22 protein-coding genes are annotated in these 20,150 nt (G+C 44.0%); 19 read left to right on the forward strand and 3 right to left on the reverse strand.

Annotated elements, in window-relative coordinates; genetic code table 11:
* Positions 1 to 194: 194 nt before the first annotated feature.
* The 13 genes from G6R11_RS02310 to pstB all read left to right on the forward strand — a co-directional run bounded on the left by G6R11_RS02310 (position 195) and on the right by pstB (position 11,584).
* Positions 195 to 659: a hypothetical protein gene (locus G6R11_RS02310; RefSeq protein WP_163131114.1), complete on the forward strand. Its 465-nt coding sequence runs from the start codon at positions 195 to 197 to the stop codon at positions 657 to 659.
* A complete protein-coding gene (locus G6R11_RS02315; protein WP_163131116.1) occupies positions 652 to 1,263 on the forward strand; it encodes a flavodoxin family protein in 612 nt (203 codons plus the stop codon). The genes G6R11_RS02310 and G6R11_RS02315 overlap by 8 nt, the downstream gene beginning before the upstream one ends.
* A complete protein-coding gene (lepB, locus tag G6R11_RS02320) occupies positions 1,247 to 2,110 on the forward strand; it encodes a signal peptidase I (RefSeq protein WP_163131118.1) in 864 nt (287 codons plus the stop codon). The genes G6R11_RS02315 and lepB overlap by 17 nt, the downstream gene beginning before the upstream one ends.
* A 265-nt stretch (positions 2,111 to 2,375) precedes the next feature.
* Positions 2,376 to 3,644, forward strand: coding sequence for an ABC transporter substrate-binding protein (locus tag G6R11_RS02325; protein WP_163131120.1), 1,269 nt, complete (start codon positions 2,376 to 2,378; stop codon positions 3,642 to 3,644).
* 86 nt (positions 3,645 to 3,730) lie between these two features.
* Positions 3,731 to 4,357 (forward strand): metalloregulator ArsR/SmtB family transcription factor, encoded by a 627-nt coding sequence (locus G6R11_RS02330; RefSeq protein WP_163131122.1) that lies wholly within the window; start codon positions 3,731 to 3,733, stop codon positions 4,355 to 4,357.
* Entirely contained in the window at positions 4,350 to 4,793 is a 444-nt protein-coding gene (locus G6R11_RS02335; RefSeq protein ID WP_163131124.1) for a hypothetical protein, read from the forward strand. Before G6R11_RS02330 ends, G6R11_RS02335 begins: the two co-directional genes overlap by 8 nt.
* Before the next feature lie 21 nt (positions 4,794 to 4,814).
* The gene (locus tag G6R11_RS02340; protein WP_163131126.1) at positions 4,815 to 5,354 is read left to right on the forward strand and encodes a DUF924 family protein; all 540 of its coding nucleotides are present in this window, start codon (positions 4,815 to 4,817) and stop codon (positions 5,352 to 5,354) included.
* 104 nt (positions 5,355 to 5,458) lie between these two features.
* Entirely contained in the window at positions 5,459 to 7,213 is a 1,755-nt protein-coding gene (locus G6R11_RS02345) for a murein L,D-transpeptidase (RefSeq protein WP_163131128.1), read from the forward strand.
* A gap of 262 nt (positions 7,214 to 7,475) precedes the next feature.
* Positions 7,476 to 7,934, forward strand: coding sequence for a DUF882 domain-containing protein (locus G6R11_RS02350; RefSeq protein WP_255494538.1), 459 nt, complete (start codon positions 7,476 to 7,478; stop codon positions 7,932 to 7,934).
* Between the two features lie 219 nt (positions 7,935 to 8,153).
* Entirely contained in the window at positions 8,154 to 8,969 is an 816-nt protein-coding gene (locus tag G6R11_RS02355; RefSeq protein ID WP_163131131.1) for a phosphate ABC transporter substrate-binding protein, read from the forward strand.
* Between the two features lie 77 nt (positions 8,970 to 9,046).
* Positions 9,047 to 9,982 (forward strand): phosphate ABC transporter permease subunit PstC, encoded by a 936-nt coding sequence (pstC, locus tag G6R11_RS02360; protein WP_163131133.1) that lies wholly within the window; start codon positions 9,047 to 9,049, stop codon positions 9,980 to 9,982.
* Positions 9,982 to 10,824, forward strand: coding sequence for a phosphate ABC transporter permease PstA (gene pstA / locus G6R11_RS02365; protein ID WP_163131135.1), 843 nt, complete (start codon positions 9,982 to 9,984; stop codon positions 10,822 to 10,824). The genes pstC and pstA overlap by 1 nt, the downstream gene beginning before the upstream one ends.
* Before the next feature lie 10 nt (positions 10,825 to 10,834).
* Positions 10,835 to 11,584 (forward strand): phosphate ABC transporter ATP-binding protein PstB, encoded by a 750-nt coding sequence (gene pstB, locus G6R11_RS02370; RefSeq protein ID WP_163131137.1) that lies wholly within the window; start codon positions 10,835 to 10,837, stop codon positions 11,582 to 11,584.
* Between the two features lie 87 nt (positions 11,585 to 11,671).
* Here the strand turns inward: pstB and G6R11_RS02375 are convergent, their stop codons facing one another.
* Together G6R11_RS02375 and ygfZ are read right to left on the reverse strand one after the other, a co-directional pair.
* Positions 11,672 to 11,884, reverse strand: a complete 213-nt coding sequence (locus tag G6R11_RS02375; protein WP_163131139.1) for a DUF1289 domain-containing protein — start codon at positions 11,882 to 11,884, stop codon at positions 11,672 to 11,674.
* A 35-nt stretch (positions 11,885 to 11,919) separates the two neighbouring features.
* Complete coding sequence (gene ygfZ, locus G6R11_RS02380) at positions 11,920 to 12,864, reverse strand: tRNA-modifying protein YgfZ (RefSeq protein WP_163131141.1); 945 nt, start codon at positions 12,862 to 12,864, stop codon at positions 11,920 to 11,922.
* Positions 12,865 to 13,019: 155 nt separating this feature from the next.
* Here ygfZ and G6R11_RS02385 point away from each other — a divergent pair, with 155 nt between their 5' ends.
* Positions 13,020 to 13,265, forward strand: coding sequence for a succinate dehydrogenase assembly factor 2 (locus tag G6R11_RS02385; protein WP_163131142.1), 246 nt, complete (start codon positions 13,020 to 13,022; stop codon positions 13,263 to 13,265).
* Positions 13,266 to 13,703: 438 nt separating this feature from the next.
* On the opposite strand, the gene nadB is transcribed toward G6R11_RS02385, so the two are convergent.
* Positions 13,704 to 15,317: an L-aspartate oxidase gene (gene nadB, locus G6R11_RS02390; protein ID WP_163131144.1), complete on the reverse strand. Its 1,614-nt coding sequence runs from the start codon at positions 15,315 to 15,317 to the stop codon at positions 13,704 to 13,706.
* 202 nt (positions 15,318 to 15,519) lie between these two features.
* On the opposite strand from nadB, the gene rpoE reads away from it, so the two are divergent.
* From rpoE to lepA, 5 genes are all read left to right on the forward strand, one after another.
* Positions 15,520 to 16,098 (forward strand): RNA polymerase sigma factor RpoE, encoded by a 579-nt coding sequence (rpoE, locus tag G6R11_RS02395; RefSeq protein ID WP_163131146.1) that lies wholly within the window; start codon positions 15,520 to 15,522, stop codon positions 16,096 to 16,098.
* A 21-nt stretch (positions 16,099 to 16,119) separates the two neighbouring features.
* Complete coding sequence (locus tag G6R11_RS02400) at positions 16,120 to 16,656, forward strand: sigma-E factor negative regulatory protein (protein WP_163131148.1); 537 nt, start codon at positions 16,120 to 16,122, stop codon at positions 16,654 to 16,656.
* 32 nt (positions 16,657 to 16,688) lie between these two features.
* Positions 16,689 to 17,702 carry a MucB/RseB C-terminal domain-containing protein gene (locus tag G6R11_RS02405; protein WP_163131150.1) on the forward strand — a complete coding sequence of 338 codons (1,014 nt, stop codon included), beginning with the start codon at positions 16,689 to 16,691 and terminating at the stop codon, positions 17,700 to 17,702.
* Positions 17,686 to 18,150, forward strand: a complete 465-nt coding sequence (locus tag G6R11_RS02410; RefSeq protein WP_163131152.1) for a SoxR reducing system RseC family protein — start codon at positions 17,686 to 17,688, stop codon at positions 18,148 to 18,150. Before G6R11_RS02405 ends, G6R11_RS02410 begins: the two co-directional genes overlap by 17 nt.
* 200 nt (positions 18,151 to 18,350) lie before the next feature.
* Entirely contained in the window at positions 18,351 to 20,150 is a 1,800-nt protein-coding gene (lepA, locus tag G6R11_RS02415; RefSeq protein ID WP_163131154.1) for a translation elongation factor 4, read from the forward strand.

The raw sequence follows: 20,150 nt of genomic DNA on the forward strand, positions 1-20,150 counted from the left end.
AGCTGTATTGATGTTTTTCTCGGTTGAACATGCGATCTTAGCCCCTTATTATTCTGTTAAGAAAAGCACCATCAAATCAAAGGTATAGTTAGCTCTCTTAGCTTGGCTATGGTGGTTAGGTTTGGTAGACGCTGCCAAGCACGGTGGGTGCACCAATTATTGATGTAAGTTTATTTTCTGCTTTAAGGATGAAGATGAGAAAATTATTAGTCGCTATGGCCCTGTGCGGTTTACCAGCTTTGGCTTTTGCTAGTGTTTGTTCTAAAGAAGGATTTGCAGACGCCTCTAATACTAATCAGCAAATACACCAAGATATTCAAATCTTGAGCAAGCAATATGTCGCAATATGCTCTTGGGACTACGACATGCCTCGTGACAAAGTTTGCAAACTGTTTACCGACAAGCGCAGCCAACTCGCGTTGATTAACCAAGTTCCCCTTAATACGGTATTAGATAATGCCGAGAAAGCCACTGAGCATTGGTATTCGGTACATGAAGCCTGTGCCAGTGAAGGCAATAAAAGCAATGCTGACTTAGCATTTAAAGGCTACGAAGAAAGCTTTGATGTATACAGCAGCCTAATTAATGAAATCGATACACGCTACAAGCAAACTTGCCATCAGCAAATTGAAGCTAAGGTAGAAGAGTTCTGTGACTAGTTTGCAAACCTCTAAAGTTGCGGTGGTGTATTTTACTAAAACCGATGTAACAGGAATTTTAGCTAAAGCCTTACAAGCAGGGCTTACTAAGTCGCGTTCAATAGACGTCATCACTATTCAAATTCTAGGTGAGCAAATAATAGAAGGGCGCTTTTGTGCTCCCGAGGTGTTTGAGCAGCTTGCCGATTGCGATGCCATTATCTTTGGCTCACCGACTTATATGGGCGGAGTAGCTGCTCAATTTAAGGCTTTTGCCGATGCCACCAGTGAACTTTGGTGCAAGCAGCAATGGGCAGGAAAGCTCGCAGCTGGCTTTACTTGCGGCAGTGCGCTTAATGGCGATCAAACCAGCACCTTGCAATACCTAGTCACGCTAGCCAATCAACATGGCATGTTGTGGGTAGGTTTAGACATAGCCAGTGGTTACGATGAAGATGAGTTAAATCGCTTAGGTTGTCAGCTAGGCGTAGTGGCTCAATCAAGTAACGGAGAACTTCACCCAAGCGATGTTGCTACCGCCCAGTACTTAGGTGAGCGAATACAGGTTATCTTATGTAAAAGTATTAATGCATCACAAGGAGGATATCGTGGAGTGGAAGCCTAAGCTTTGGGTATCGATTTTATTAGCGATTATTATTCAACCATCTGTTTTTCTTTATTTAAATCGTCTTCGATTGTTCGGCTTCTACTTCTGTGTGTCGATTTTTACCGCAATAATCGATTGGTATTATTCAAGTTTTTTAATTCTCGCTCTGGTGTTAGTTATTCTTGTACATAGTTTTATCATCGTTAGGTATTACGACGAAAGTTTGCCGAGAGCTTGGTTTTCACGGTGGTGGGGCTTAGTCGCTGTTCATGCTTTGGTATTAGGGTTATTAACCCTGTTTAGGGCATTTTTATTTGAGCCGTTCTCTATTCCTGCTGCTTCAATGAGTCCTCAATTAGAGGTTGGGGATTATATTGTTGTAAAGAAGTTTGGCTATGGAACCTATGGTACCTATGGAGTGACCATCTTAGATCAAGATGGAGTTAATCCTGAGTTGATGGAAAAAGGCAGCGTTTACGTATTTTATCCTCCAAATATGGAGGTGCCTCATGTGTCTCGTCTAGTTGGTCTACCGGGAGAACTGGTTAGTTTCAAAGGAAGTGAAATAAGCGTAAACGGAAAAGAGTTATCCGCAAGTTTTGTATCGGGATCCACGGATTTCGAGATCTATAAAGAAGTATTGGCTAACAATAGCTATTTAGTACAAAGAATGATTGGCGTTTCTCGTCCATTTAGCGATGCTTATGTCATCCCTGATAATTCCTACTTTTTTGTTGGCGATAATCGAGATAATTCGGTGGATAGCCGCTTATATGGCGTTGTTGATGGTAGTCGTGTTCTTGGGAAGCTAGCTTTAACACTTAAACCCAATGCTTTTTCCCTTAAAAATAGCCTGCCTGAATAAACTATATGGTTGAGTAAGATAGAGTTGCTTCAATATAGTGAAGTCACCAATGAAGTTTGAGAGAGCGGTGAGCCCATCAGTTTTGAATACTAAATATATAGCTTGTATGTATAGCCGCTTGTTGTAGGCTTAATAGCTGCTATAACTTAGTTAAATCAATATATTCCGAGCTAATAGTAAAACTCAACTCGTGCTTTCAATAGCACGAGTTGTTGCTCAACTTATGTCGTGTATTCTTTAGTTTGCTTGAAGGAGTATCGCTACCTTGAACTATCTATCTAAGTGGCTAAGGCTTATTTCCCTTTGCTTTGTGTTGCTTGTTCCATGGCAAGCAAATGCGCAAGACAGCTTAGATAAACAATATACGCTTACCTTGGCCTTAATGCCCAGCAGCGGTAAGCAGCGTCAAGCTTACAAACAGTTGATTGAACGCTTTAGTCGCGCTTATCCGCAAGTGAAGGTAGGCACATTGGTCTACGAAAACGAATATTATAAAAAGAACATCGAAGACATAATCAAAAACAATGATGGTAAAGGTGATTTGTTTTTTTGGTTTGGCGGTGAGCGGCTTAGAGGTTTGGCTAAGAACAACTTAATTCTTGATATCTCATCCTGGTGGCAACAAGCCAACTGGCAGAACACCTTTAGCCCTGCAGCTCAACGCGCCTCTCAACATCAGGAGTATTATTACGCCCTGCCAATCAACTACTATCAGTGGGGCTTTTACTATCGCCAGTCGATGATTCGTTATCAACCCAATACCTTTGATAGCTGGCAGCAATTTCTCTCCAGTTGCCAACGCTTGGCAAAACAAGGCCAGCATTTAGTCACTATAGGCAGTAAAGAAGCGTGGCCGGTGGCTGCATGGTTTGACTACCTTAATTTAAGGATTAACGGTTTGGCATTCCATCAGCAGTTACTTGCCGGGGACATTGCCTACACAGATAAGCGGGTGGAGCAGATATTCACTTATTGGCAGCAAGCGATAGATGCCCAATGTTTTGTGCCAAACAGTGACAGCATGGGTTGGAAGCAGGCGCTGCCCGCAATGTATCGTGAAAAGGCTGCAGCTATATTAATGGGTAACTTTTTCCTTGCGGCGGTACCTGACAGAGTGCGCAACGATTTAGCGTTTGCAGCTTTTCCGCCGGTGATTGAAGGACAAAAGCAATATGAAGAGGCGCCAGTTGATGTGATTGTGGCGCACCCTCAAGCTCAATCCAATATTGCTGCCTTTTGGTTTTTAGATTTTTTGTCAAAGGATGATGTTTTAAACGAGCTAAACCAGCAATTAGGTAAAATTAATCCCTTGCCCAATAGCAAATCCAGTGAAGACCGCTTCATTCAAGCTGGCACTCAGCTACTCAATTCGGCCAGTGGTGTTTCGCAGTTTTTTGACAGAGATAGCCCCAAGCAATTTGCCTCTCCTGCCATGGATATTATGGTGGAGTTTTTAGAGCAACGGATAAGTATTGTGGAGGCAATGGCTCAATTAGAGTCTCTGCGGTTAAAGGTTTTTGCCATTGCTCAGTAAGTGCTTAGCTAACTTAATAAAGTGCTAGCTTTACAAAGCCTAGCGCAATGACAATAATGTGCTTAATAAAGGCGCAGGACAAATTCATGAAAACCACAGATAACATCTTATATCGAATAAAAAGCCAGGGCGGGCTTACGGTAAAGATGTTAGCCGAACAGCTTGATATCACTACCATGGGCGTTCGTCAGCACCTGCAAAGCTTAGAAAACGATGAGCTAATCGAACACTTCGACAAAAAAGTAAAAGTAGGTAGACCAACTCGTTATTGGCAATTAACCGACAAAGGCCACGGGCGTTTTCCAGATTGCCACAGCGATTTAAGTGTTCAGCTTATTGGCGCGGTAAAGCAGGTGTTTGGTGAGTCTGGATTAGAGCAATTGGTTAGCCATCGTGAGCAGCAGAGTTTTAGTGCTTATAAACAAGCGATGGACGGAATCACCAGTATTGCCGATAAATTAGAGCTTTTGAGTAATAAGCGTAGCCAAGAGGGTTACATGGCCAATTGGCAGCGCCAGCAAGATAACTACCTGTTTGTTGAAGATCATTGCCCGATTTGCATCGCTGCTACCGAATGCCAAGGTTTATGCCGCTCTGAATTAGAAATGCTGCAAAAGCTATTTAGTGAATGTGAGGTTGAGCGAACCGAGCATATCGTAGCGGGATCTCGTCGTTGTGCTTATACCTTAAGGCCTTTAGATGCTAATGAATAAGCTCGCTTTGTTGCCCGCTATCGCGCTATTTCTTCTGCTCAGTACAGCGGTTCAAGCGTGTGAGTTGCAGCCTATTCCCATTGCGCAGCAGCATAGAGGCTGCGGCTGTAGCTACTATTTCCCCTCACGGCCTCCGATTCGCCCCGATATAGTGTTGCAAACTGACTTAGACGGGACTAATCCGATAATGATGCACCAAGGTAAGTTGGTGAACTTGTGGGGAGCGAAAGAGAGCCCCTTACTAACCCAAACGGGATTTAGTTTAGCTCAGCATTTTCGCTATCAAGCCACTGCTATTAAGGTTGAAAATCGCGTTCGCCCTGGTTGTTCCTGGGGGGAGCTAGGCTGTGAAGTAGTGGGTTACTTGAGTCAAATATCTACTGTAGAAAACTATCAGCAATGCCAATGGGATTTACAAGGCGATTGCGGTTGCTAATTGACCGATAAAGAGGCGGATATGGCTTATCAAGAAGTATTAGATTTTTGGTTTGAGCACTTAAGCCCTGAGCAGTGGTTTAGTGTAGACCCCAAGATTGATGAGTTAATCAATCGCAAGTTCTCGGCTCTTTTGCAACAAGCTGCCAGTGGTGAGTTGTATGCTTGGCGTGAGCAAGCAGAGTCGAGCTTGGCTGAAATTATACTCTTGGATCAGTTCTTAAGAAATATTCATCGCGGCCAAGCGGGAGCCTTTGCAAACGATTCTCTAGCACTCTGTTTAGCGCAGCAGGCGGTGGCCAAAGGTTTTGATCAACAGCTGAGCGTTGGCCAGCGAAGCTTTATATATATGCCGTATATGCATAGCGAATCTTTAGTTATTCACCAACTGGCAGAGCAATTGTTTAAAGCGCCGGGGCTAGAGCTAAACTATCAGTTTGAGTTAAAACACAAAGTGATAATTGAGCGCTTTGGGCGCTACCCTCACCGCAATCAAATACTTGGCAGAGAGTCTAGCGCTGAGGAAATTGCTTTCTTAGCGGGTCCCGATTCTTCTTTCTAAATGATCTCAATAACTTAAAAACATGACATAAAATTGTCATGTTTTTTTGTGCTGCCAATATCAGTTAGACACTAAGCTTAAAGGGGGTTGTTTGGTGTTGTTTGGTGTTGGAGTGGTCCGTGGGTAGGTTGCTGTTAGGCCTTTGGGTGAGTTGTTTTAGTTTGTATGTGCATGCAGCGGTAAGCTTGCTGGGGCCTAACGAACCAGCCAGTAATGTGTTTAAACAGGCCAATCAAATTCATCGTGATGCTGACGATTCTCAGACGGAAATTAAAGGCTTAGAGGCTTCTCCAAACAACGAATTAGGCGTGGGGGAGCGTTTATTAAGTCGCTTAAGTTGGCCAAATCAAGCGCTTAATGATTCAGCCATAGTACTTAAGGCCGAAGACTACCACGTTCGTTATTCAGACCTTCAACAATCTATTCAGTATTTTCATCCCGAGTCACTGTGGTATGGCTATCCGCAGGCCAGAAATACCCGTGACCAGCTGCAGTGGATGTTGTTGGAATTTAGTTTGGCAGGTGGGCCAAAACAGTTGAGCGAATGGCTCGCTCAAATAAATGCCATTAACAACGATAACCCACAATGGGAAGCCTTATATACCGATGCCTTCTTGGGCTTAATGGCATTTTGTCAGCAGTTGATGCGTTTAGATTATGCCCAGAGCATGGCTTTAAACAACATCACTTCTACGCCCTTAATGTTGCTGATTGATGAGCCTTGGCTTGCTCACTTAAGCCGAGCTGATTTATATCAGCAGCTAAGTAGTATGCGAGGTGAACTGAACATCGAGCGTTTACGTTATCGACAGCAGATCTTGCATTGGTTAAATGTACAACAGCAGCGAAAACAGCAGGTGCATATTGCCAGTGGGCCGCTGCTTAGTCTAAACAGCCGTGATTGGCGGGTTCCACTAATTCGCCAGCGCCTTGCTGAATTTGATATTGCTAACCAGTTCGCCGATTTGCAGTTAGATACTATGGATGCAGACACGGTAAGTGCTTTAAAGCGTTTCCAAGCGCAGCATGGTTTAAAGGCCGACGGCATAGTAGGAAGCGATACTCTGTATTGGCTAAATTTTAAGCCAGTAAATCGTTCTAAAATGTTGGCCAAAAATTTACTGCGTAAGCAGCTACTCGAGCGTTTTATGCTGAGTTCTAATCAGCAGCGGATTATGGTTAATGTACCGGCTTACCAGATGACTTACCTTGATAAAGACAGTGAGGTTTTTCAATCTAAAGTGGTGGTTGGTAGAGCGTCACGAGCTACGCCTTTATTAGTGAGTGAAATAAGCAGTGTAGTGATAAACCCTTATTGGAACGTGCCACGAACCATTGTTCGTAAAGACATTATCCCTAAACTGCGCCGCGACCCTACCTATGTTGACCAGCAGCGTTTTGAGTTGTTTGATTATCAAGGTCAAGCGGTTCCCAGTGAGCAAATCGATTGGACACTGGTTAAAGATACCGGAGCTTTTCCTTATCGTATGCGCCAGCGCCCAGGCCCTGGTAATGCATTAGGTGCTTATAAATTCCATTTTGATAACCAATTTGCGGTTTATTTACATGATACTTCTTCACCGGAGTTGTTCTCCGAACAACAGCGGGCTTTTAGCTCCGGTTGCGTGCGGGTAGAAGCAGCAGATTACTTAGCAGATACTTTGCTTAAGCAGGCAGGGTATAGCGAACAGTATAAACAGCGTTTGATTGCTAAAGGTGATCCGAAGTGGGTTCCGTTGAAGCAAAAAGTACCGGTTTACTTGGTGTATTTCACTTCTTGGTTTGATGGCGGTGGTGGACTACATTATCGAAAAGATATTTATAATTTTTCCTCACTTGATTCTTCTTTAGCGAGCTAGAAAATCTAGTTTAAACAAACTACTAGCTGGCACCTGTAAACTATCCTTAGCCAAATTGTATGATCAAACCCTAGTGCATTGTTTGCTTTTTAGGCTGCTTGTCGGTATTTTGCGCCGAATTGATTGTTTTTTGATCTATTTGGAGTGTGTGTTGATGTTAGACCGAAATATAAAACGGCGGTCGTTGTTGTTAGGGTTAGGCGCTGGGTTAGTCGGTCTTGGAATACCAAAAAGCTATGCGAGTTCTAGTATTGCGAGGGAGTTGCCGGGAGAGCGCTTTTTAAGCATGACCAATCTACATACCAACGAAAGCTGTGAGGTGTGTTTTTGGAAAAGTGGTGAGTTTCAAGACAAGGAAGTAGGGCAGTTGGACCAATTGTTACGTGACTTTAGACGTAATGAAGCCACTGAGATGGATAAAGCCTTATATATGCAAATGGCCTTGTTGCAAGATCGTTTAGGTGGAAAGGTGCATTTTGACATCATATCTGGCTATCGATCACCAGCAACCAATGAAATGCTACGTAAAAATGGTGGCGGGGTAGCTAAAAAAAGCTTCCATATGGCTGGTCAAGCGGTGGATCTGCGCGTTAAGGGGCAATCTCTTGCAAAGGTTCACAAGCATGCTCTTGAGCTAAAACTAGGTGGAGTAGGGTATTACCCATCTAGTGGTTTTATTCATTTAGACACTGGAAGAGTGCGTAGCTGGCGCGGTTCTTAGTACTTAAGGGCGAATGGATTATTCTGTATTCGCCCTAATTTTCTTTTGTTTGTTAGTTATAAATCCTTACTTTTATATAAAATATAAATAAAAACTCCGACATAAAGCTAAAATATCACCCATTAATCCTTTTTGTAATCTATCTGTCATATTTGCTTGTTTCAATGCCTCCCGACTTAGACAAATTGATTGTTATTTTTAATTACAAAGAGAAATCTTATGAAAATCAAGTTAATCACGGCATTAAGTGCTGCTTCTATGTTGTTTGCTACCAGCGCTTTTGCAAGTAACACTGTTACAGTTTCTGGTTCTACATCGGTATCAGGAATCATGGAAGTATTAGCTGAAAAATACCAAGCAACCCAGCAAGATGTAGTTGAAGTGCAAAGCACCGGCTCATCTGCGGGTATCCGTGCAGCCAAAGAAGGTACTAGCATGATTGGTATGTCTTCTCGTGATGTTAAAGATTCTGAAAAGAACGAAGTCACTCAAGAAATTGTTATGGCAATGGATGGCATCGCGGTAGCTGTGAACAATGCTAACCAAGTTCAAGACTTAAGCATTGAGCAAGTTAAGAAGATCTACATGGGTGAGATTAAAAACTGGAAAGAAGTAGGTGGCGCTGACCAACCTATTGTTGCCGTTACTCGTGAAGTAGGTTCTGGTACTCGTGGTGCATTTGAAGACATTATGGGTCTTACTCGTAAAATTAATGACGTAACAGTTACTGCTATTTCTCCTCGTGCGCAGGTTGGCAGTGGCAACGGTGCAATTAAAACCTTAGTAGCTAACAACCCTTATGCTATTGGTTTCATCTCTTTAGGTTCGGTTGATGATTCTTTATCTGCAGTATCTATTGAAGGTGCCGCAGCCACTAAAGACAACATCAAGTCTGGCTCTTACGGTATTGCACGTCCATTCGTATTGTTGGTAAACAACCAACCTGCTGATGAAGCACAACAGTTCCTAGATTTCATTATGGGCACTAATGGTCAAGCGATTGTTGCTGAAGAAGGCTACATCGAAGTTAACTAAGCTTCCCATTTGGAACGAAGAAAAGAGGCATTGTTTAATGCCTCTTTGTTGTACGTTGATTTTGGAATAATTTTAAAATGAATCAAACGATTGCTGCTCCAGCTCAAGAATTTGAGTTGAAAAATTCTGCGCTATTAGAAGCGCTTAGCCAGTCTTCCCAGAAGGTTGACTGGGTTGGTCGCTTCTTTAACTTGCTGTTTTTGCTGAGCGCACTGATTGGTGTGCTATCGGTAGCGACCATTGGCTATTTCTTGGTGCTGGAAGGCTTACCCGCCATTCAGTTTGCTGGATTAAGTAACTTCTTATTGGGCGTAGATTGGTATCCGCCAGCCTTATATGGCATTGGTGCAATGATTGTTGCATCGGTGGTATCGGCTTTAGGCGCGGTAATAATTGGTGTACCAGTGGCCATACTAACAGCAATATTCTTAGCTGAAGTTGCGCCAAAATGGTTGGCTAATATTATCCGCCCTGCGGTAGAGCTATTAGCTGGCATACCATCGGTAGTATATGGTTTCTTTGGTTTGGTAATTATTGTTCCAGCAATTGAATCAACATTTAATGTTCCTGCCGGTAGCACTTTGCTAGCTGCCATCATTGTGTTGGCAGTGATGATACTACCTACCGTAATTACTATTGCGGAAACCTCTATTAGAGCGATTCCACGTACTTATAAAGAAGGCTCATACGCTTTAGGTGCTTCGCCGATGTTCACCATTTTTAAGGTGATGTTGCCAGCCGCCCGTTCGGGAATATTGGCAGGTGTGGTGCTAGGTGTTGCTCGCGCCGTAGGCGAAACCATGGCCATTATTATGGTGATGGGTAACTCAACAGCAATGCCGGGTTCGCTATTAGATTCAGCCCGTTCCCTAACCGCTAACATCGCCTTAGAGATGTCTTATGCCACAGGCATTCATGCGAGTTCTTTGTACTCAACGGGTATTGTTCTATTGGTATTTGTGATGATTTTGAATACTAGCTTAGTGGTATTAAACCGTAAGAGGGTGAAATAATGCGTCGCCGTATTGAAGACAAGATTGCACTTAGCCTAATTTGGGGCGGTGCAGGCATGACCATCCTATTTTTGGTGTGGATGCTTTGGCATATCTTAAGTAACGGCTTAAGCCATGTTAGCTGGGAATTTATTAGCTCAGCTTATACCACGGTGGGTAAAACCTCGGGTATTTTCTCGATGATTGTTTCAACCATTTATATGGTTGGCTTGTCTATCGCAATTGCTGCGCCGATTGGCATTATGACCGCTTTGTACTTAACCGAATATGCAAAGCCAGGCAGCAAGTTGGTCAAGGTAATCCGCTTTTGTACTGAGTCGCTAGCGGGAATTCCGTCGATTATCTACGGCTTGTTTGGTATGACCTTCTTTGTGGTGACCTTAGGTTTAGGTTTCTCGATTTTGTCGGGCGCTTTAACCTTAGCCATTTTGATTTTACCAGTAATTATTCGTACCACTGAAGAAGCGCTAATTGCAGTGCCTCAAGCCTATCGCGAAGCGTCTTATGGTTTGGGCAGTTCACGTATTTACACTATTTGGCGAGTGGTATTACCCTCGGCAATGCCAGGCATTGTTACCGCAGTGATTCTGAGTACTGGCCGAATTATTGGTGAGTCTGCGCCGGTATTTTTAACCGCAGGTATGGTTACTCGTATTCCTGAGTCAGTGATGGATTCAGGCCGAACGTTAACGGTTCACTTATATAAATTGACCCAAGAATTGTTCACCGTTCATGAATGGAATCAGGCTTATGCAACAGCAACAGTACTGATTGTACTAGTACTGCTGATTAACCTAATGACTAAATGGATCGCCAGCCGATTCAATAAAGCTTCTTACTAAGAGATTGATAATGAATAAGTTTGACGTTAACCAACTAGACCTACATTACGGTGACACTCATGCCCTTAAAGGGATTAACTTACCGATCCCTGAAAAGAAAGTTACCGCGCTAATTGGCCCTTCTGGCTGCGGTAAATCTACTTTATTGCGCACCTTAAATCGTATGAACGATTTAATTGAGAACGTAACAATTAAAGGTGACGTAAAGTTAGAAGGCAAAGACATTTATCAAGACCGCAATGTAGCGGCGCTTCGCATGAAAGTGGGTATGGTGTTTCAAAAAGCTAACCCATTCCCAATGAGCATTTATGAAAATGTTGCTTACGGTTTGAAAGCGCAAGGTATTCGCAATAAAAAAATCCTAGATGAAACCGTAGAGACAGCCTTGCGTAGTGCTGCTTTGTGGGATGAAGTGAGCGATCGTTTAAATAGCCCTGCCTTTGGTTTATCGGGTGGACAACAGCAACGTTTATGTATTGCTCGCACCATTGCTATTCAACCAGATGTTATTTTGATGGATGAGCCAACCAGTGCCCTGGATCCTATCGCGACTCATAAGATTGAAGAGTTAATGGATGAGCTGCGTAAGAAGTTCACTATTGTTATTGTTACTCACTCTATGGCGCAGGCTAAGCGTATTTCTGACAAAACTGCATTCTTCTGGATGGGAGAGTTAGTTGAGCATGGCGATACTGAGCAGGTATTTAGTGCACCTGTAGATGAGCGAACGCGCGGTTATGTGAACGGCGATTTTGGCTAGAACTCGCCAGTTAAAAAAGCCGCGGAACTGAGTTTCGCGGCTTTTTTGCATCTGTATGTACCGTCCTAAATAAGGTTTTCACTAACGCTAGAGCTTAAGAATGTTGTGACTAAACTGCCATTGCGGTGCTAGCTGTCTGCGTTGTTCGCAGCGTTGCAAAATCGCTTTTCTGGCTGCATTATCTGAACCGCTCCAAGCGCAAATCTCATCTAGATGGCGAAAACAGCCAACACAAACATCATCACCATCTAAGGTGCATTGCCTAATGCAGGGCGAATCGATGAGTTTGTGTAATTCCATTTTGCTTAAAAGCTCCCCAAGGGTATTTGTTAAGTTTAGTCCACTAAACTGTATGGCAGTTGCGCTAAGGTATATAGGCTTTGCTCATCACCAGCTAAGCGAAACTTAGCTTCGGCGTCGGTATCGTTATTTAACACTGCTAATAGCTCTACGTAGCCAGGTTCTAATTGTACTGCTTGTAGTACAGTACCTTTACCGCGCCAATTGTCACCCATTTGCTGCTCTAGTCTGTCACCTGCTTTTGGTAAGGTAGTGCCGTGACCGGCTAAACGTAAGGACGCTCGCTTATTGGCGCCGCGATACTTGGCTCGAGCAATGGTTTCTTGGCCGGTATAACAGCCTTTAGAAAAGCTCAAGGCATTTAAATGCTGTAAGTTTAAAGCTTGTGGAATGAACTGCTGCTGAGTGGCTTGCTCAATGGTCGGTAAACCGGAAACAATCTGCAGGGCGCGCCATAGTTCATTGGCATCTAAGTCACTGGCTGGTGCATCTGCTCCCCAGTTAGCCGCTTCTGTTATCACCAAGTAGCGACGTTTAGGGCCATCAATGTGTACACAAATGCCTTGTTCAATTAAGCCGCCATGGCTGGCTATTTCTTCACCAAATTTTTCAGCGATGTAATGAGGGGCTTCGGCGCCCATTACTGCAACAGTGTGCAAAGTGGTTTCAGTTTCTATAGTGACTTTCGAAAACACCGCATATTTCTTAAGCTCTTTTAACTGTGACTCAGCTAAAGAGGTTGGTTGTAAGTAGAGGTAGTCTTGCTCCAAGCGCAGCAGACGCAATACCGACCACATTTTCCCGGTAGGGTCACAGTGTGCAGCCAAGCTTTGTTGGCCTGGTAATAGGCTGTTTACATCGCAGCTAAGTTGGCCTTGTAAATAACTTTGGGCATCTTCGCCACTTACTCTAACTAGGTGCCATTGGTCCAAAGGTTGAACCAATAATGGAGGAAGAGTACATAAAGTTTGTTGAGACATAGTCGGCTTCCGTTGAGAGCTAAGTCAAGCTTATAAGGGTGTAATTTTGTTGCTGAAATGGTATCTTCGTCAATACTTTTACAGCACTACTTATAAGGCTTTTAGTCGAAATAAGTTGATGCTGACCAGTGTAACTCAAGTCTACAAGGAACAACATGCAGGAAAATAAATCACGTTTAAAATGGGCTTGTCGTCGTGGCATGTTAGAGCTAGATGTTTTGTTTATGCCTTTTGTTGATGAAGCATACGATGAGCTAAGTGATGAGCAAAAACTTACCTTTAAACGCTTACTTGCTTGTGATGATCCTGATTTATTTGCTTGGTTTATGGGCCATAAAGAATGTGAAGATGCCCCTTTAGCAGCCATGGTTGAGCTTATCCTTAAGCGTGTCAAAGTGTAATTTCTCGGCCAGTCGCTCGCGCAGCTACTTGTATTTGGTAGCTGCTAGTGTGCTTTTTCAAGGCTTGGTGTTAAGCCTCTTTCCCAAGTTAATCCCCCTCGTTGTTTTTTGCCTTTTAAGCAGTGCCGTGCTTATCTCTCATTGGTGGCGTTACCAACCTAGTGGCTACTTTAGCCCTGACAAAGTAGTTTTTAAACGACAAGACGAACCCCTTGAATGCACCTGGTCAAATTACTCACGAGTAGCATTTGGCTGTTGTTTAGTGATTGTATTTGAGCAAGGTGTACCTAGATGTAGACTGATTTTTGCCGACAGCTTACCGGAGCATGTTTATCGCAAGCTGTGTTTTGTAATTAATTTCCCTAAGGCGGAAGTAAGGCTCTAATTTGCCAAAGCCACAGCTAGAAAAAAGGCTTACTCTTGTAAGCCTTGTATTGATTACCTTTCGCTATCGTCTTCCTGATAGAAAGTGTTGGGGTCAAGAATGGTGGGTTTTATCTTATCCAACTTATCTGGGTAATCTAGGTTGTAATGTAGGCCACGGCTCTCATGACGGCGCATCGCACAGCCCACTATTAGCTCTGCCACTTGCAATAAATTACGCAGCTCTAGCAGATTATTGCCCACTTTAAAGTTTGAGTAATACTCAAAAATCTCTTGTTGAAGCAAGTGGATGCGACGCATTGCGCGCTGTAGGCGTTTGTTAGTGCGAACAATGCCTACGTAATCCCACATAAATAAGCGCAGTTCATGCCAGTTGTGGTTAATGATGACTTCTTCGTCAGAGTCGCTTACTTGGCTGTCATCCCATGGCTGAATGCTGTTACATAGCTCTACATCGTTTAAGTGTTGCTTAATGTGTTCACTAGCTGCGTGGGCGAATACCACACATTCCAATAAGGAGTTGCTGGCCATGCGGTTAGCACCATGCAGGCCGGTGTAAGCTACTTCACCAATGGCGTATAAGTTGGCTAGGTCGGTTTCGCCTTGCAGGTTGGTTACAACGCCACCACAGGTATAGTGAGCGGCAGGCACCACCGGGATGGCTTGCTTGCGGATATCGATGCCTAGCTCTAAACAGCGTTTAAGAATAGTGGGGAAGTGGAGTTCAATAAACTCATCATCTCGGTGACTAATGTCGAGATAAACACAATCTGCGCCCAAACGCTTCATCTCGTAGTCGATAGCGCGTGCCACTACGTCGCGCGGTGCTAGCTCTTCACGTGAATCGAAGTCGGGCATAAAGCGGCTGCCATCGGGGCGTTTTAATAAAGCGCCTTCGCCACGTAAAGCTTCGGTAAGCAAAAAGTTGCGTGCTTCTGGGTGAAATAAACAGGTTGGGTGGAACTGGTTAAATTCCATATTGCCTACCCGACAGCCCGCGCGCCAAGCCATAGCAATGCCATCGCCGCTACTTACGTCTGGGTTACTGGTGTATTGGTAAACCTTACTCGCACCACCCGTAGCCATGGCCACAAACTTGGCTTTAACGACTTCTACTCGCTCTTTATTACGGTTCCACACATAAGCACCAACCACTTTTTTCTGCTCGTTGTTTGTTTCGGTAATTAAATCAACGGCGTTGAAACGCTCTAGTAAAGTGATATTAGGGTGGCTTAGTACCGCACGTACTAAAGTTTTTTGTACCGCTTTACCGGTGGCATCAGCGGCATGCAAAATACGGCGTCGGCTGTGCCCGCCTTCACGGGTTAGGTGGTACTTGGCTTCGCCATTGGTGGCGGTTTCTTGGTCGAACGGCACGCCCAAGTTAATTAGCCAGTCAATGCATTGCTTGCTGTTTTCTGCGGTAAATTTAACCGCGTCTTCGTCACATAAGCCATCACCCGCGATCAAGGTGTCATTGACATGTTCTTCTACGCTGTCATTCTTATCAAATACAGCAGCGATGCCTCCTTGAGCATAATAAGTGGAACCTTCTTTGAGAGGACCTTTGCTCAGTACGTGGACTTTGGCATAATCAGCTAAGTTTAAGGCCATAGTTAAGCCTGCAGCGCCACTGCCTATTATTAGAACATCGCTAGTGTATTCCATTAGATGCGCTCTTATACGTAGTTAAAAGAAAAATTGGAGTATAAGCTAGTTTAACTGAAACTTACGCAAGTTTGCAGTGTCTCACAGAGGCGCAAAAATTTTATTTGGTTGGAAGAGAACTTTTTTGAAAACAAGCAGTCTGAAGAGATGTGCCGCCAAAAAAGCTACCGAATCTCAAGCATTAGGGGGACGGTAGTTACAGATGTCAGAACAGTGGACAGATCAAACGTTGGTCGAAAGGACGCAACGTGGCGATAAGGCGGCATTTAATTTGTTGGTACAAAAGTATCAACATAAGGTAGCAAACCTTATATCACGCTACATAGTGAATCACGGGGACGTAGCCGATGTAACGCAAGATGCGTTTATTAAAGCTTACCGTGCACTACCAAACTTTCGAGGAGAAAGTGCGTTTTATACATGGTTATACCGAATTGCAGTAAATACTGCTAAAAACCACATTGTTGCTCAAGGTCGCAGACCCCCAGCAAATGATGTGGATGCTGATGAAGCAGAGTTCTATGATGGTGCAGAAGCTTTGAAAGAAGCAGACACTCCAGAAACTTTGTTGTTATCCGAAGAAATAAAAGAGGTAGTTTTTGCTACAATGGAAGGACTACCTGATGATTTGCGCACAGCAATTACTCTTCGTGAGATAGATGGTTTAAGCTACGAAGAGATTGCCAATGTAATGGATTGTCCTGTCGGGACCGTGAGATCACGGATTTTCCGAGCAAGGGATGCAATTGAAAAGCGAATACAACCGCTTTTAAGTAGGTAACTTTGGGGATTGATGACTAATATGGCAAATAAAGAACAGTTATCCGCACTGGTTGATAACGAATTAACCGACGCAGCACTGTTAGATCTGTTAGCCAATGAGCCGGAGCACGCAGAGCAGTGGAGTCATTATCACCTAATTGGTGATGTACTTCGCGGAGAAACTCCCAAGCAAATCGATATAGATATTGCTGGCGGTGTAGCTGCTGCCTTGGAGCAAGAGCCAGCGATTGTAGCCCCTAAACCTCAGGCGGCCGAACAAAAAGAGTCGTCTGTACGTGTGGTTCGATTCTTCAAATATGCTGGGCAATATGCAATTGCAGCATCGGTAGCGGTAGCCGCTATTATTGGTGTTCAGCAATACTCATTCCAAGCCAACGATGCTGACCAACCTTTACCAGTATTTAATACTGTTCCGGTAGGTGGAGCTGTAGCACCAGTGAGCTTACAGTCTAATCCGCAGCCTCGTGAGCTAAGCGAAGCTGAAATTATGGAACAACGTAAGCGTATTAGCGCCTACTTACAGGACCATCGCTTCCAGCAACGAATTGTAGAGTAAATAATTAGCCTATGCGCTTAAAGACTATCTCGATGCCAGTAATCTTATTACTGGCATCTTTTTCTGTTTCAGCAGAGTCCTCTGTAACCACCTCTGATGCCTCGGCTACTTCTGTTAGCCAAACTAGCCCAGCGGTGAGTTTGTTACAAAACTACCAACAGGCTTTTCATCAGCGCCAATACGAGCTTTCGTTCATTGTGGTTCGCCAAGGGCACATAGAGCCCGTGCGTTTAATCCACGGCGTGGTTAACGGTGTCGAAGTTGCCCACCGTGTTTACTTAAATGGTCCCGCTAATGAAGCTGTTTACCGAGATGGTACGGTAGCCTTTTTTGAACCTGGGCAATCACCTTACAGTTTGGCTTCAAGTCGTTTACCCGGCATGTTTGGCAATTTAGCCGCGGTAAAACTAGATGAATTACAAAGCAACTTTGACTTAGTGATTGCGGGTAAAAGTCGCGTTGCTGGGCGACCCGCTCAGGTGATGCGTATAGTGCCAAAGTCTTCCGATTTATACGGATTGTACCTGTGGATTGATTACGCATCTCACTTACCCTTGCGCTTGGATGTGGTCGATCAAAATGGTGAGCTGATTGAACAACACATGGCAGTGACGCTTGCTGAATATGAGAAGCCTAGCGAGTGGATGACAGAATTAGCCAGCTTAGAGTTGCCTAGTACTGTGATGGGTAAAGAGTCAGCAGATACACAAGAGCACCAAATTAACTGGCGTTTGGGTTGGTCACCCAAAGGTATGAAAGTTGCTCAAAAGGAGCAGCATTCTTTAGCGGCAATATCCGAGTCGGTTGATTACATAAAACTTAGTGATGGCCTGTTTGATATTTCGGTTTATGCCAATGCCGTTGGTAAAACTAACCCCTTACGTGAGCAATTGGTTCGCCAAGGTGCTACCAGCTTACATACAGTAGTACGCAAAGGCATAGAAATCACCGTTGTTGGTGAAATCCCACCAGAAACTGCCTCAAAAATGGCAGATTCAGTGACTATTGGTCCTTACTTTGAGAAGCCCGTTGAGCCGGCACAGTAATCCCGCTTTAATCATTGAAACAGCCAAGGTTGTTGAGGTGGGCGACGGATACGCAAAAGTTGAATGCGTAAGCAAAAGCGCCTGTGGCAGTTGCGCCAGTGCCGATAATTGCGGCAATAGCGCCATAGCTAAAGCGTTTCCGACCCGGGTTCACCAGCTTCAAGTAAAGCTTACTGAAGCTGTTGAAGTAGGGGATCAGATAGAGTTAGCCTTGAACGCCAAAAACATGCTGCAAAGTGCAGTGCTTGTTTATCTTGTCCCCATCGCTATGTTGATAATTGGTGCTGCTGTAGGCAAGTTTGTCACTATGCAAGGTTTTGCTGGTGAATGGATTATCGCCATTAGCACCTTATTGGGCTTAGCTTTAGGCTTTTTATTGGTGCGTGGTTTTACCCGCTATTTTGCTCGACAGACACGATATCGTCCCAAAATGCATGCAAAGCATTAAACATCTTCTAGACAAACGCCCTGTAATGGGCGTTTTTTGATTTTGGGTAGCGTAAAACAATTGCTAATTTAGGCCTGCATTTTTTTTGGTTCTGAGTGGATTGTGGTAGTATCCGCGTCAACGATATAATGCGCGATTGCTGCATTTTTAAGAAAAGCGAACTCCAATTCGCTTATAGATGATTTTTTATAGGTAAGCTCTTGATAAATAAGAATATTCGTAACTTTTCGATTATTGCCCATATTGACCATGGCAAATCGACCTTATCTGATCGCCTGATTCAACACTGTGGTGGATTAAGCGCGCGCGAAATGGAAGCGCAAGTTCTTGACTCTATGGATTTAGAGCGTGAACGCGGAATTACCATTAAAGCACAAAGTGTAACTCTGGATTACACCGCAAAAGACGGTGAAACCTATCAGCTTAACTTTATTGATACCCCAGGACACGTGGACTTCACTTATGAAGTATCACGTTCATTGGCGGCATGTGAAGGTGCTTTACTGGTTGTTGACGCGGCACAAGGCGTAGAAGCACAGACCTTAGCGAACTGTTACACCGCTATGGAAATGGATCTTGAAGTGATTCCAGTGCTAAACAAAATTGATTTGCCACAGGCCGATCCCGATCGCGTAGCTGAAGAAATTGAAGATATCGTAGGTATTGACGCTACAGATGCAACGGTTTGTTCAGCTAAAACCGGCCTAGGTATTGAAGACGTGCTAGAAACCATTGTACGTGACGTGCCGCCGCCCGAAGGTGACGATACTGCGCCAGTTCAAGCGCTAATTATTGATTCATGGTTTGATAACTACCAGGGCGTAGTGTCACTAGTACGTATTAAAAGTGGCGAGCTCAAAGCTGGCGAGCGTATGACGGTAATGTCTACTGGCCAAGTTCACGTGATTAACGAAGTGGGTATCTTCACACCTAAGCAAACCAGCACCGGCGTGCTGAAAACAGGTGAAGTAGGTTACGTTATCGCCGGTATTAAAGAGATTTTGGGTGCGCCAGTAGGTGATACGCTAACTACCCAGAAGAATGGAGCTACCGAAGCTTTACCAGGCTTTAAGAAAGTAAAACCACAGGTTTATGCTGGCTTGTTCCCAACCAGCTCTGATGAGTATGAAAACTTCCGTGATGCACTAGCTAAGTTAAGCCTTAACGATTCATCATTGTTTTATGAGCCGGAGAACTCTACTGCATTGGGCTTTGGTTTCCGCTGTGGCTTCTTAGGCATGCTGCACATGGAAATTATTCAAGAGCGTTTAGAGCGTGAATACGACCTTGATTTAATTACCACTGCACCTACCGTAATCTACGAAGTAGAGATGAACAAAGGTGAGGTTATTTATGTTGATAGCCCAGCCAAACTACCACCTACTAACAACATTGCTGAAATTCGTGAGCCAATTGCGGAAGTAAATATTTTGGTTCCTCAAGAGTACTTAGGTAATGTAATTACCCTGTGTGTTGAGAAACGCGGCGTGCAAAAAAACATGGCTTACCACGGTAAGCAAGTGGCTTTAACTTACGAAATTCCTATGGCTGAAGTAGTGTTGGATTTCTTCGATAAGCTTAAGTCTACGAGTCGCGGATACGCTTCATTGGATTACAACTTCAAATACTTTAACGCAGCTAACATGGTGCGTGTAGATATCATGATTAACGGCGATAGAGTTGATGCTCTGGCCTTGATTACTCACAAAGATCACTCTGAATCTCGTGGGCGTCAGGTGGTTGATAAGATGAAAGAGCTGATCCCTCGCCAAATGTTTGATATCGCGATTCAAGCCTCAATTGGCATGCATATTATTGCCCGTTCTACGGTTAAACAGCTGCGTAAAAACGTTATTGCCAAGTGTTATGGCGGTGACGTAAGCCGTAAGAAAAAGCTGTTAGCTAAGCAGAAAGAAGGTAAAAAACGCATGAAGCAAGTTGGTAATGTAGAAGTGCCACAAGAAGCCTTCTTAGCCGTACTTCATATTGGTAAGGATTAA

Source organism: Agarivorans sp. Alg241-V36, assembly GCF_900537085.1.
Classification (GTDB): Bacteria; Pseudomonadota; Gammaproteobacteria; order Enterobacterales; family Celerinatantimonadaceae; genus Agarivorans.

Coding starts and splice junctions, on each gene's coding strand:
- pstC (WP_163131133.1), top strand. CDS start 9,047: ATGAATCAAACGATTGCTGCTCCAGCTCAAGAATTTGAGTTGAAAAAT.
- G6R11_RS02355 (WP_163131131.1), top strand. CDS start 8,154: ATGAAAATCAAGTTAATCACGGCATTAAGTGCTGCTTCTATGTTGTTT.
- G6R11_RS02385 (WP_163131142.1), top strand. CDS start 13,020: ATGCAGGAAAATAAATCACGTTTAAAATGGGCTTGTCGTCGTGGCATG.
- ygfZ (WP_163131141.1), bottom strand. CDS start 12,864: ATGTCTCAACAAACTTTATGTACTCTTCCTCCATTATTGGTTCAACCT.
- G6R11_RS02335 (WP_163131124.1), top strand. CDS start 4,350: ATGAATAAGCTCGCTTTGTTGCCCGCTATCGCGCTATTTCTTCTGCTC.
- G6R11_RS02310 (WP_163131114.1), top strand. CDS start 195: ATGAGAAAATTATTAGTCGCTATGGCCCTGTGCGGTTTACCAGCTTTG.
- rpoE (WP_163131146.1), top strand. CDS start 15,520: ATGTCAGAACAGTGGACAGATCAAACGTTGGTCGAAAGGACGCAACGT.
- pstB (WP_163131137.1), top strand. CDS start 10,835: ATGAATAAGTTTGACGTTAACCAACTAGACCTACATTACGGTGACACT.
- G6R11_RS02340 (WP_163131126.1), top strand. CDS start 4,815: ATGGCTTATCAAGAAGTATTAGATTTTTGGTTTGAGCACTTAAGCCCT.
- G6R11_RS02330 (WP_163131122.1), top strand. CDS start 3,731: ATGAAAACCACAGATAACATCTTATATCGAATAAAAAGCCAGGGCGGG.
- G6R11_RS02405 (WP_163131150.1), top strand. CDS start 16,689: ATGCCAGTAATCTTATTACTGGCATCTTTTTCTGTTTCAGCAGAGTCC.
- pstA (WP_163131135.1), top strand. CDS start 9,982: ATGCGTCGCCGTATTGAAGACAAGATTGCACTTAGCCTAATTTGGGGC.
- G6R11_RS02400 (WP_163131148.1), top strand. CDS start 16,120: ATGGCAAATAAAGAACAGTTATCCGCACTGGTTGATAACGAATTAACC.
- G6R11_RS02375 (WP_163131139.1), bottom strand. CDS start 11,884: ATGGAATTACACAAACTCATCGATTCGCCCTGCATTAGGCAATGCACC.
- nadB (WP_163131144.1), bottom strand. CDS start 15,317: ATGGAATACACTAGCGATGTTCTAATAATAGGCAGTGGCGCTGCAGGC.